Below are 12,887 nucleotides of genomic sequence, written 5' to 3'. Positions count from 1 at the left end.
TTCCACAACTTCCATAACATCATTATCGTCTTAGTCTGCCCGCAGCATGCCTTCGTAAATACCCGGCGTTGAATTTTCAATCTTCACGGCACCCAGCGTCCGGGCATAGAAATCCACAGGTCCCGCTGATCCGATAATCGCATACCCGTAACCGTCCGCCTTCATTGCATGCATACAGGCCAGTAACAAGGCTGTGCCTACACCTTTGCCCCGTGCATCCTGGCTCACACCTGTCGGTCCGAAGAAGTTGCGACATGTCGCTTCGTAACAGGCAAATCCAATCATTTTCCCATGCTCAACCGCAATATAACAGGACACCGGCTGACGTGCAAAAGCAACTTCACATTCATCCACCCAAGCCTGGCTAAAATGTGACCTCACCCAATCCAATACAAGTTGTTTCTCTGGGGCAATGGCTCTTCGAATCACAATAGAAGATTCCTCCAACGCTCTCAGTCCACTCTCTTGCTCCGGTAAACGATAGAGCGCTACCAACATATCACTCATCTAATCCGTTCCTCCTCGTACTTGAATGTGAAATAGGACAAAGGTTTGGCCACTTACCTGAAATTAACCTGATCCTGCTGCGGATAACCTGCAATACAAGCGATATTTCTAATTTAAACTAACCTACCGCTTACATTCATTACATTTCAACTGCAACACTTAGACGATTTGTCCCGTCTATTAACTTGAAGCGCGGCCCTAAGGAAGATTTTACCGCGTCAGTACACAGATTAGAAGGGATGAATATTGATGAACAACAACATGAAAAAAGTAAGTGCACTGATGGCCCTATCCATGGCATTGGGTGGTGGAGCCGCTTATGCAGCAACACTGGACCACACACAACCAGTCCATCAAACATCCGTTTCAGCAGATAGTAACGCAGTGAGTGTAGTAAACGTATCCGTGAATGGTGCATCCATCTCCGATGGTTATTGGAAAAAGGATGGCAAAGTAGCCATGATCCCGCTGCGTGATCTTACCGACGCACTGGGTATTGAACTTAAATGGAATAAAGAAACTAAAACTGCAGAGCTGACTCGGGGTGCTCTGTGGACACAGGTAATTACAGGCAAGGACCAATATTCCGTAAATAAAATGCTGCTCACGCTGGGCACAGCGCCTGAAATCACAGGCGGCACTTTGTATGTACCTGCTTCTTTTGCTGAAAAGGTACTGCATGGACAAGTGAACACAACGGGGAATCAAGTGACTATCTCCAGTGAAGAGGACGTGAAGACGGTTACTGAACGTGGTGTAATTACCAGAATCTCGAACCAAGATAAATATAAGTCCATCCAGATTGGCGGTGCAGGTACGGAGGGTATTGTGCTCAATCTGAGCGATGAGACGAAATTCATCTCAGTTGAGGGGAAAGAGATTGCACTGACTGATCTGGCCATTGGCATGAATGTGGAAGCTGAGCATTCCCTGATCACTACCCGCAGCCTGCCACCACAAACGCCGACCTATACAGTCACTGTGCTGGATACGGCTACAACATCTGAAGCACAACCTAAAGAGCTTCTGGGTACAGCGGGTACAATTGAAAATGTAACAACAGCTGAAGGCAGCATCTCACAGATTGAGATTACAGGTACACGGTTAACAGAAACAGCCCCTGACCATGTCGTGCTGAACATTGCTAAAGACACAATGATCGTGAACCACGAAGGTGAAACAGTGAAAGCTGAAGAACTGACCAAAGGAACTAAAGTCATTGGATTCTACAGCCCTGTGTTGACACGCAGCCTGCCTCCAATCGGAACAGCTTGGAAAGTGGTTCTAGAAACACCTGCAGCAGAGCTGGAAGCGAAATAATACGGTTAGAAAAACGTCTGGCTGAAACACATGTTATATGTTGTTGCAGACGACCGCGTGCATCGCTTAACGCGGGGTCATGAGTGTGGAGCATCATAATGACCAGCCATCCGCATGTAGCTCCTGACGCGCAGTGTCATGAGTTTGGTGCATCAAGAGCTCGGCCGTGCGGCCAGGCGGCGAAGTCAATTCAAAATAACCTTATCCGCTTGTCTTTTGACAGGCATGGATAAGGTTGTTTTTTTTGGTTTTGGTTTTGGTTCTGGTTTTGGTTCTGGTTTTGGTTCTGGTTTTGGTTTTGGTTCTGGTTCTGGTTTTGGTTCTGGTTTTGGTTTTGGTTCTGGTTTTGGTTCTGGTTTTTTAGAGTGTGTCTACAAACTGCTTAAAACCGAAGGATATCTGAAACTTGTCCGGAGCAGACACGTGCGATGTGCGCTGCATACGAAATACGTTGCATACTGAATGTAAGAGCAAGCGGAGTTAACGCTAACGAATCTGAGGTGTCTTATTCAAGGATTTGAAGCACCCGCAGGAATCTAAGGAATCTCAGGCAAGCTATGTTTGAATAAATAGCTGTTTACAGCATTTTTATCAAAGGAATTTGGGAAATAACGTGTCTGATGTTCCTTACATTTTAGCAAGAGGACCTTATCGCCAAATAAGACGTCCCGTGTTCCTTAGAAAATCTTCCGGGTATCGCCAGAATCAACCGGCTTGGGTTTCATCTTCAACAATCGCTTCCACTTCAATCTCAACCATCAACAAGGGATCAATGAGTGCGCTAACTTCAACCATGGTAGCTACAGGCTGGATCTGTCCAAAAAATTCACCGTGCGCCTTGCCAACTTCCTCCCATCTGGAGATATCGGTCACAAACATCCGGGTTCTCACCACATGCGACATGTCCGCCCCCAGTTCTTTCAGTGCATTCTCGATCGTCTGCAAAACGAACCTTGTCTGTGCATACGGATCACCTGCCCCAACAACTACACCATCTTGCATCGCGGTTGTACCCGCCACTTCAATTCGGTTACCTACACGGATGGCACGGCAATATCCCACCAACGGTTCCCCATGGGGAACCGGTAAATACTTGCTGTCTACTCATTTTCTCGTCCCTCGCTTTGGTTGTATTTATCTCATCTGATTAAACATGAATTATATCAGTCTCCCATCATCTCGGACAATGGAATCAAGTTTAATTCTATCTTAACTCCATTAACATTTTTGCACAGAAAAAAATCCCCTGAATGACTGCCCATTGGTTAGATCAAGGACGGTTCATTCGGGGATTTAAATTACAACTTGATATTAGCCTCATCGAAGTATTCTTCCAGAGTTAACCCACTCTTCGCCACATCCGGTGCCAAATCGGTACCGATGTACCGAATATGCCAAGGCTCATAGACGTAACCTGTGGTATCTTCTTCACCTTTCAGATAACGGATGACATATCCGTATTCTGCAGCGTGTTCAGCCAGCCACTGACCTTCCTTCGATGTGCCAAATACCTCTTCCAGCACATTGCCCACACTCGGGCTGGATACATCAATGGCAAGACCCGTCTGATGTTCGCTTCGGCCCGGCACAGAGCTCACGCGATCCGTGTATTCTTGACCTTTGGTTTTGACATTATTGTTATAGATGGATACCTGACGCTGATATGAACGATAACCGGACACCGCACGAAGCTCAATGCCATCCGCTTTTGCACCTGCAAACAACTTCTCCAGTGCCTCGGCTGCTTCCTTGCGCATATGCCGCTTCTCGTGTGGTTCGTCGAAGGAGAACGGTACATTCGGCTCTACCAGATCGTCCGGCTCGTAACCGTCAGGCAGACTCCGTTGCTTGTTCACAATAACGGTCATAGACTCGGCATTGGTCACCACGGATTTTGCATCAATTGTCGTTTGCAGTGCGCTGATACTGCGTTTCTCCAGCAATGGATCTTCCGCTGTCGCCCCGTTACCATTGTCCGAAGAGCCCTGCCCTTCGCCCGCTGAAGCATTCCCAGACTCGCTATCCGTGCCTTCACCGTTGTTGCCAGAAGATGATGTGTCATCACCGCCAGCATTGTCGCCATCCGTTCCTTTATCCTCCGTAAAATGAACCGTAGTGCCGTCCGTCTCCTGTTGTGTGTTACCTGTTCCATTCGGATTCTGGCTCTCCTCTGTGCCTGAACCGTTCTGGCACGCGGCAAGCAATACTCCGCATATCATCAATGAGGACAGCATAACCACCATGCGGCGCTGTCTTCCTGTATGTGATTTCATGTAAAAACTCCTATCGCCATAATATAAATGTTGCTGTCTAGTTGTCTGCGTGCAATGTTCCCTGCGACAGTATACCTTAATTGGGAGCGAAGCTCCACCGGTAAAGACCTCCTTTAGACGAGATCCGGATGAATATATACGCGCTGTACAGCTTATATGATCGTTTTTTGGACTTTTAGAGCAACATCCCAGTGCTGTACACAATAGAAGTGAAATGGGAATATGCCTTCATATATCCAAAAGTGATTATGCAATAAAAAACAAGCAGGGGTGATCTGAGATCTCCCCCGCTCTGATGAGTACATCATTTGGTTGCCGGGCTGTCCGTCTTCTTCTGGACAGCCTGCCACATCCGCGCGGCTACACGCTCGCGGATCAAGTCCAGCCCTGCGGTGGCCGGCACGCCCGGCAGCAGCAGCGCGTCAGCTCCGGCAGAGCCGGCGGCTTGCCCGGCTGCGCGAGGCGCACCTCAACGGCGCCAAAGCCCGGCCCCGGCTGGTGCATGGCGCCGTCTGCGGCTGCCTCGGCGATCCACTCGCCGACGGCTGCGCCGCCTTCGCCGCCCCGCGCCTGCGGGCGGCCAGCCGTTTCTGCTGCGCGGCCGGGGCCGCTGGGATCATGGGCGAGTTCCTCCGCCCATGCCCCCAGCACGCCGGCGAGCAGCGCTTCGCGCGGCAGGCCGGCATGCGCCAGCTGCAGCAGCGGCTCGGACGCGAGGCGCGCGGTTACGGCGCGCTCAGCGGCCGCGGCATGCGCGCAGCTCGGGCGGCCGCAGGTGCACGCCACGGCCGAGCTGGCCGTGGCTGCGCCTGGCGAGCCCTCGGGCGCTTGCGCAGCCGGCAGTAGCCCGGCAAGCTCTTCAGGCGCCGGGCCGCCGCGCAGCAGAGCGTACAGCGTCAGCGGGCGCTTGCGCAGCTGAGCCAGTACAGCCTCGCGCTGGGCTTCGCTCAGTGGCGATGGCGTTCCCGTGACCGTGAACACGCCTGCGGCTGATCCGGTCTTGCCCTCAGCAGCGGAAGCGAAAACGGAAACTTCCTGTTCCGCTTCCGCTGCTGTATTTACTTCTGCTGTCCATCCACCGGGGGACATATGCATCTCGATCTTCCATTTTTCGCTCACAACAATCCCCCTTTCTCAACATCTATATTCTCCTGAGCTTTCAAGGTCACAGCCACGTCTCACCCTGAAGTGAGATTAGACCGCGCAGCTCATCATCCGACATCTCGGTCAGCCAATTCTCACCTGAACCGACGACCTGCTCGGACAGTGCCTTCTTGCTTTCAATCAGCTCATCAATCCGTTCCTCCAGTGTTCCCTGACAGATCAGCTTATGCACCTGTACATTGCGATTCTGCCCGATTCGGAATACCCGGTCCGTCGCCTGATTCTCGACCGCGGGATTCCACCACCGATCATAGTGAACGACATGACTCGCGCGGGTCAGATTCAGACCTACACCTCCGGCACGAAGAGATAGAACAAACATGGACGGCCCCTCACCTTTTTGGAAAGTATCCACCATATCGTCTCTTTGCGCCTTCGACACACCACCATGCAGGAAATACGGCTCTTCCTCATATCGTTGTTTCAACCTCGACACCAGCAGATCCCCCATAGCAACATACTGCGTGAAGATCAGGGCAGATTCTCCGTTATCACGGATGGCGTCCAACAGTTCAAGCAAACGTTCCATCTTACCGGATGCCTCAGCCTTACCGTGGTCTTTCCGATTGCTGTCCGCCAGCACCGGATGATCACAGATCTGCTTGAGCTTGGTCAGAGATGACAGAACAATTCCCTTGCGGGCAATCCCGTTTCTGCCATCCAGACCACCCATCAGATCGTCCACCACACGCTGGTACAACACCGTCTGCTCCGGCGTCAGAGAACAATAGGATTTCAGTTCAAGCTTCTCCGGCAGATCCTTGCGAATATCCGGATCACTTTTCAGCCTGCGCAGCATGAACGGAGATACCAATCGATGAAGTTCACGCAAGGATGCCGCATTTTCTTCAGATGGGCCGAGTCCCGTATACCGCTGGCGGAACGATGAAGCTGTGCCCAGATACCCCGGATTGAGGAACTGGAAAATGGACCAGAGTTCACTCAAGCGGTTCTCCACAGGTGTTCCTGTCATCGCAATACGATGAAGTGTAGACAGACGCATCACGCTTTGCGCTTGTTTGGTACGGTAGTTCTTAATATATTGAGCCTCATCCAGCACAATGGTGGACCAGTGCAACGAAGCCAGATCCGGTCCATCTCTACCTGCCAGATGATAGGTCGTGAGTACAATGTCATGCGTCTGCGCTTCTGCCTGAAAATCGTTCCCGTGCAACCGTTGTCCGCCATGATGAATGTACAGTGACAGATCCGGGGCAAACCGCTTCAGCTCACGTTGCCAGTTTCCAAGCAACGAGGTAGGACACACAATAAGTGCAGGCAGATGAACAGGCTGCACCTGCGTATGCTGATCCGTTGGGAATACATCATCAGATCCGTTCAGCATCTCATTCTCGCGGGCTTCCTCTTCGGCTGCCTGGCGCTCCTCGTGTTTGCGGTCCAACAGGCAGGTAATTACCTGAATGGTCTTCCCAAGTCCCATATCGTCTGCGAGACATACGCCGAAGCCCAGCTCGCGCATGGCTGATAACCATTGGTAACCTCTTTCCTGATAAGGACGCAATTCACCGTGCAATTCTGCCGGAACCTGACGAGGCTCAATGCTACGAAGCACCTGTCCATCGAGCAGGAAAGCGAGCAGCCCATCAGATTCTGCACCGAAGACGGAAAGGCCCTTCCATGCGGAATCCTCCCCTTCATCCGCTGCGAGATGCAGCCATTCGGATAGAGGCATATATTGTTCTTCTTCTTTTTTCATATAACGCAGGACTTGGCGAATCTCTTTCGTGTCCACTTCAATCCATTCACCGCGGAACATAACATAGGGAACTGTGGATTCAGCCAGTGCTGCCAGTTCCTCTGCCGTGACGGGTTTGCCATCCAGCATAGGCTCCGCCTTGAAAGCAACCAATTGTTCCATGCCCAGTGCCGATGTGGCTCCAGGCAACCGCTCGTTTCCTCGATTCAACATCTGTAGACGTAGTCCCGCCCGACGTTTCCCGGCACGACTCCACCTTGAAGGCATGAGAACGGTTATCCCGGCCTTCTGCAAACGTGGAACCGCATGCGTGAGAAATTCAAAGAAACCCTGCTGCTCCAGCTTAATTCCCTCGGGACGAGCGGTGAGCAGCGCCGTCTCCAGTTCAGGTGCCAGTTCTGCTGCATGCCCGAGTGCCATCAACAGCTGCTCTGCCGCCGAGGTATATAATACTTTCCCCCGGTCCAGATCTCGCTCTGGATGTGCCCAGATGGTACGTACAGGCAACCTCAGGCTCGTTTCCTGCTCACTGTCTACCCAAAAGCTTATTCCCCAGATCGTTTCATGTTCGCCCAGTGGCGGCTCCAAACGGAGTACCAGCTTCAATTGGCCTTCGGCAGGCGCCATTTCTTCGGCTCCCACGATCGGCATCGTCGTTCCACCAGCTTCTTGCAACGTATGAATAAACGCTGTCATGTCGTCCGTCGGCCCTTGCACTGTTACAGGACGGAACATCGAGATCAGACTATTCCACCAGAGCTCGGCTACTGGCGAAGATCCGCGTCGATAAGGAGTACGGTATCGGGACAGTTCACTGTCCATACCCTCCAACTCACTTGTCACTACAGCATGAATCATTCCACTCATGAATGAAAATAATACCGCCGCCCCTGCTTCTTCACGCGTTTCCGGTTCCAATGAAGCATAGGCTCCGGGAGCAGCCAATCCGATGGGAGGCATCGCTTCAGCAAGATCACGGAATCGTTCGATGTCCTCCTCCTGTTCCAAGCGTGGCCGCCATACTCCCGTCAATGTTTCTTGCCCGGTCCGTCGCCGTGCGCCGGTCTTTGCTGCGAATTCAGCCGATGGAGCAATTGCTCCTCGCAACAGCAGCTCCTGTGTGAACTGCGCCGCTTTGATCCAGTAACGCATCTCTTCTCCAACCTGAATTCCGGCTGCATTTAACAAACGGTCATCCCATTGCAGCAGTAGCCTGAAGGCATCCTTGGGCGAGACTGCCAATCCTTCCAATGTGCGTCCCAGCAGTTGACGCCGCTTCGTGTTCTTGGCTTCAGCCGTGTTCCTCAGCGGATTCGGCCAGCGCAGCTCCGCAAGACGCAGAGCGGCAGGCTGAAACAGACGACCCCCGTCGCCAAAATTCAACCTTCTTACCACGTGGCTCCATGCATCCACACGTGGTTCCGATGTTTCACCGGAAAAACAAAAAAATACGTCACCAAGCCATACTCCATACAGCGATTGCATCATTAAAGTCTCCCGTCATCCCTTCGCATTGTTACTCTCCATCATATACGAAAATGACCGGATTTAAAAACCTTTACCCACAAAAAGTGGTTATTTCGATGATTAAGGCGTGTCTCAAAACTCACTGAAGTGCATCCTTCGGAGTTTTCAGACACGCCCTAGCGGTACAAAAAAATGTCCCTTCTCCCGAAAAGCGGATGAGGAACATTTGGGTAAATCGAAGGATAATACTGAATATTCAAAGAATTACGGATCGTTATATTACTATGATCTGATCAAGCTGCCCAGCAATACATCCAGGTTCAAAATGCCAGCACGATGATCTTCACAGAACCCGATTTTGTCAAAAACGCCAAGCATGAAACGGCGATGTTCCTCAGCAGGTTCCTCAAAACGATCGTAACTTACGACAGAATCGACCATATCTACGATCAGCGGTACAAATCCACCTTTGTAAGGCACCACAATAATACGTGTAGAAGTGGTATCCTCCTGGTCTGGCATGCCTAACAATACACGTAGACTCACAACCGAAACGACCTTACCATACAACGAAGCAAAACCTCTGATCTCCGGACTTCCAAATGGCACCGTTGTCACCTGCACCATTCTGATGATCTCATGAACTTCATCAATTCGTAGTGCAAAGATCTGGTCTCCTACCGAAAAATTAATATATTGCATGCCCTCATCCATAATTATCCCCATACCCTCTCATTCCGTATAATCAGACTACTTTCGTCTCATTAGATGTTACTTTGGTGTATCGGTTATTTTCAGTCAAATGTTTAGGCTTCAGATCAATTTTGCCAACTTCAACAAACGTTGCATTACGGTTGCTGTCTCCGCTCTGCTCATTTGCCCTGGTTGGATTCAACAAAATTCCATTTCCTTGGATTACGTCTGATGAAAGGGCCGCTTGTGTAACTGTTTCTGCCCGTGAAGAAATCTGATCTTGAATCGCTCACTCCCCCTACCAACAGCCATATAAAATTACCGCATCAACTGCCGATATAAATAGTATATACAGGATTAGAAAAGAGGAAAATCATGACGCTCAAAACTAAAGTCATTGTCATCGTCACCACCATCTGCATTCTGCTCGCTGCGCCACTCAGCTATATCGCGCTGTACGTGATTGAGAAGCAAGCGACAGAATCCGTAGACAATGAGCTGCAAAGCACAGTTCAAAAAGCAGTAACAGAAGTCGATGGATGGGCTTTGACTCAAGCCAAAGTCATCGAAACACTGGGCAAAGTCATTGATGATACGGTACCCCTCAATGAGATCAGCATGGAGCATCTACAAGCATTCCAACTGGCCTCTAACAAAGAGGATATCGCCACCATTTACTTCGGCCTCGAAGACGGTACATATTTAGACGGAGCAGGCTTCATACCAGATGCCACTTTCGATGCACGAGAGCGTCCATGGTACGTAGCCATCAAAGCTTCGAACGCGCTTACGTTCAGTGATGCCTATGTCACCAAAGCCGGTATACAGTCCATTTTCATCGGCGTGCCACTACATGACGAGAATGGGAATTTCCAAGGGGCCATATCGGAAAATATATCACTTGATTCCATTAAGGATGAGATCAGTTCAATCCACACAGACAACGGATTTACCTTTTTGCTGGACCAAAAGGGCGTTGTGCTCTCACATCCGAATCAAGAGTTGTTGAACACACCTCTCGCCGAGCAGAGTGACTATACCGATATTGTGAGTACGATGCTTAATCAACCTAGCGGATTGTCCGAATATACGTATAATAACGATCGGCAGTTAATCTATTACGAGAAAATTCCGAATACCAACTGGATTGTAGCAACCTCCATCTCCAAAGCTGCTGCCTTGGCGGAATTCACCAAGACAAAACAGCTGTATCTGGCGTTTATCGTTATTTTCACCGTGGTGCTGGCCGCTCTGGCCTACTTCTTAGCACTCAGAACGATCAAACCCCTGCTGAATATGAAGAACAGTGCGCAACAATTGGCCGCAGGAGATCTTACGGTGCAAGTTGACGTCAAAGGTAAAGATGAAATTGCCCAATTAGGTACTTCTTTCAATGCCATGTCTACTTCTTTGCGTCAGTTGATTCAACAGGTGGATCACTCCGCACAGCAAGTACAGGCCTCTTCTCAAACGATGTACAAGGAAGCTTCCGACAGCAATGAAATTGCAGGTCAGATCTCCACAGTCATTGAAGAGATTGCCAAGGGTGCAAGCGAACAGGCTGAATCCATCCAATCCGGTGCAGAAATGGTATCTGGCATTAATCAAGTGATTGATCAGATTACAGATGAGGCTCATCAAGCCTCTCAAACGATACTGGATGTTACTCAGGCCATGGAAAGTGGTACAAGTGCTATCAGCCGCCAGATGAATCTTTCTGAAGTCGGGCAACAATCCACTACTCGAGTCGAAACATCCAATGAACTACTCCTTAGCAAAATTGGAGCAATCTCCGAAATTACGGGCAGTATTCAGAATATTGCGGCCCAAACCAATCTGCTGGCCTTGAATGCATCTATTGAAGCTGCCCGTGCTGGAGAGCATGGCAGAGGATTCGCAGTGGTGGCTGGTGAGGTTCGGAAACTGGCAGAACAGTCCTCACAGTCTGTAGCGGGTATCGATCAGTTGCTGAATGATCTGAATACTGCAGGTCAGCAAAGTGCAGCAGAGCTGGAGCAATTCAGATTGAATAGTACAGCCCAATCCGAATCTATGGCAGAGACGTCAGCATCATTTGAGAATATACGTCAGTCCATTGAAGAGATTATTCATCAGATCAATTCCATTACTTCGGGCATGAACAGCATCAAATCAGGTGCAGCTCAGGTCTCTGACGTCATTACAGGCCTCGCAGCGGTTGCCGAGCAAAGTGCTGCTTCGACGGAAGAAGCTGCATCCTCCACAACGGAGCAATCCGAATCTATTGGTAACATCGCAGAAGCCGCCAAGGCATTATCGGATCATGCAGATCAGTTGCTCTTGGAAGTTAGTCGTTTCAATACGGAGAGTAAGTAACCTAACATTCAATTTCATTATTTCACATGTGAAAAGACCAAAAATCGGCACGAAGCTGATCTTTGGTCTTTTTTATCCCCATATTTATGGATCTGTTTCTATGTTTTCAAATACTTGGAACAAAAAATTGAGATTTCTGTGGATAACTCGTTTTATTACTCCAAAAGGACTGTTTTCTCGAATGAAAACATGAGTTATACCTGATTTGTGGATAAGTTGTGCACATATTGCACACATGCTGTGGATATGTTTAGCATTTCATGTGGATATTCATTATTTTAATGTGGACATGTTGTGTATTTGTTTGTAAATCTGACGTAAAATCTGAATTTTCGCTCTAGTTATCCATCACTGTGGACACGTTGTGGACATGCCCAATTCCCTTCAATGAAGTTATTCAGTGATTCATTTATTCGACCAATTCACCTTGACGCATAATCAACTTATCATCGATGTACACATCCGGCTTTTGTACAACTGCATCGATATGCACACCGGCGGCAATCGTTCCACCGAATGTATTATTGCTGCCAAAGGCTATATGAATTGTGCCATACACTTTCTCATCTTCCAGCACTACACCCGTGATTCGCGCTTTGTTATTGGTCCCAATCCCGAATTCACCAAGAAAGCGACCATCCCCCTCGCCAAGTGTTGCCAGTAATTGAGCCCCATCCGGGCCTTCAGCTGACACCAAACGTCCTTCCTTGACGGTTAGTAGCATAGGCTCACGGAGTGCACCTATTCCAGCAACGGAACCATCTACAACAATACGGCCTTCGCCTTTACCCTCAACCGGAGCTATATAGGCTTCTCCAGATGGCAAATTGCCCGATTCACCGGGATTCAAGTACATACCTGTGCTCGGTACACCGTTACGATCTTCTATGGAAAAGGAAAGACTATGGCCCTGCTTTTCTATTCGTACATGACGACCTGCCGTTAATAGATCCGTTACCTTCTCGGTTAATGCCTTTACTTGTGAGTATTCAGCCGTGATTGCTCCGTTCATAAACATATCCTCGGTCATACCAGGCATCGTTGCCACTCGGGTCCCTGATGCAGCCGCTTGTTTGCGTGCCTGGGTATGGGTTAATGAATACCGCGTTATACACACGGCTACGTCCGCCTGAATCATGGCCTTTGCAATGGGTGCAGGCGGCTCTTCTCCAGATCTGCTGCGTTCCTCCATAATTAGCAGGACCGACTCTGCTCCAAGTGCTTTTCCTGCCTCATAGATGGATTCCGCCAAATCCCGTTTCATATCGTCTGCGACAACCACAAGATTCTCTCCGCTACGCAGCCCCAGACACTCGGTTAGCACATTTTTACTGATTTCAACACGTTGCTGACTCATACATTTATCTCTCCTGTCTATGGTGTATCTCTTC

At 49.6% G+C, this 12,887-nt stretch carries 10 protein-coding genes and 1 pseudogene; 3 read left to right on the top strand and 8 right to left on the bottom strand.

Annotated elements, in window-relative coordinates:
* Window positions 1-30: 30 nt before the first annotated feature.
* Window positions 31-507 carry a GNAT family N-acetyltransferase gene (locus MKX75_RS02875; protein WP_017690853.1) on the bottom strand — a complete coding sequence of 159 codons (477 nt, stop codon included), beginning with the start codon at window positions 505-507 and terminating at the stop codon, window positions 31-33.
* Between the two features lie 249 nt (window positions 508-756).
* Between MKX75_RS02875 and MKX75_RS02870 the strand changes: the two genes are divergently transcribed.
* The gene (locus MKX75_RS02870; RefSeq protein WP_076332719.1) at window positions 757-1,827 is read left to right on the top strand and encodes a copper amine oxidase N-terminal domain-containing protein; all 1,071 of its coding nucleotides are present in this window, start codon (window positions 757-759) and stop codon (window positions 1,825-1,827) included.
* A gap of 138 nt (window positions 1,828-1,965) precedes the next feature.
* On the top strand, window positions 1,966-2,289 hold the full coding sequence (locus tag MKX75_RS02865) for a hypothetical protein (protein WP_339168353.1): 324 nt from the start codon (window positions 1,966-1,968) through the stop codon (window positions 2,287-2,289).
* Window positions 2,290-2,532: 243 nt separating this feature from the next.
* On the opposite strand, the pseudogene MKX75_RS02860 reads toward MKX75_RS02865, so the two are convergent.
* From MKX75_RS02860 to MKX75_RS02835, 6 genes and pseudogenes are all read right to left on the bottom strand, one after another.
* Window positions 2,533-2,935 (bottom strand): annotated as a pseudogene (locus MKX75_RS02860) (RidA family protein).
* Window positions 2,936-3,125: 190 nt separating this feature from the next.
* On the bottom strand, window positions 3,126-4,100 hold the full coding sequence (locus tag MKX75_RS02855; RefSeq protein WP_076332717.1) for a M15 family metallopeptidase: 975 nt from the start codon (window positions 4,098-4,100) through the stop codon (window positions 3,126-3,128).
* Window positions 4,101-4,475: 375 nt separating this feature from the next.
* Window positions 4,476-5,219 carry a hypothetical protein gene (locus tag MKX75_RS02850; RefSeq protein ID WP_339168352.1) on the bottom strand — a complete coding sequence of 248 codons (744 nt, stop codon included), beginning with the start codon at window positions 5,217-5,219 and terminating at the stop codon, window positions 4,476-4,478.
* Between the two features lie 46 nt (window positions 5,220-5,265).
* On the bottom strand, window positions 5,266-8,469 hold the full coding sequence (locus MKX75_RS02845) for a DEAD/DEAH box helicase (protein ID WP_339168351.1): 3,204 nt from the start codon (window positions 8,467-8,469) through the stop codon (window positions 5,266-5,268).
* 261 nt (window positions 8,470-8,730) lie between these two features.
* Window positions 8,731-9,174: a chemotaxis protein CheW gene (locus MKX75_RS02840; protein ID WP_076332714.1), complete on the bottom strand. Its 444-nt coding sequence runs from the start codon at window positions 9,172-9,174 to the stop codon at window positions 8,731-8,733.
* Between the two features lie 19 nt (window positions 9,175-9,193).
* Window positions 9,194-9,343, bottom strand: coding sequence for a hypothetical protein (locus MKX75_RS02835; protein WP_339168350.1), 150 nt, complete (start codon window positions 9,341-9,343; stop codon window positions 9,194-9,196).
* Between the two features lie 173 nt (window positions 9,344-9,516).
* Here MKX75_RS02835 and MKX75_RS02830 point away from each other — a divergent pair, with 173 nt between their 5' ends.
* On the top strand, window positions 9,517-11,496 hold the full coding sequence (locus MKX75_RS02830) for a methyl-accepting chemotaxis protein (protein WP_339168349.1): 1,980 nt from the start codon (window positions 9,517-9,519) through the stop codon (window positions 11,494-11,496).
* A 409-nt stretch (window positions 11,497-11,905) separates the two neighbouring features.
* Here MKX75_RS02830 and MKX75_RS02825 read toward each other — a convergent pair whose 3' ends face one another.
* Window positions 11,906-12,853, bottom strand: a complete 948-nt coding sequence (locus MKX75_RS02825) for an aminopeptidase (RefSeq protein WP_339168348.1) — start codon at window positions 12,851-12,853, stop codon at window positions 11,906-11,908.
* Between the last annotated feature and the right edge of the window lie 34 nt (window positions 12,854-12,887).

It is taken from the genome of Paenibacillus sp. FSL R5-0341, from assembly GCF_037975235.1.
GTDB classification, from domain to species: Bacteria; Bacillota; Bacilli; order Paenibacillales; family Paenibacillaceae; genus Paenibacillus; species Paenibacillus amylolyticus_A.
This window is presented reverse-complemented; position numbering and strand designations above follow the sequence as displayed.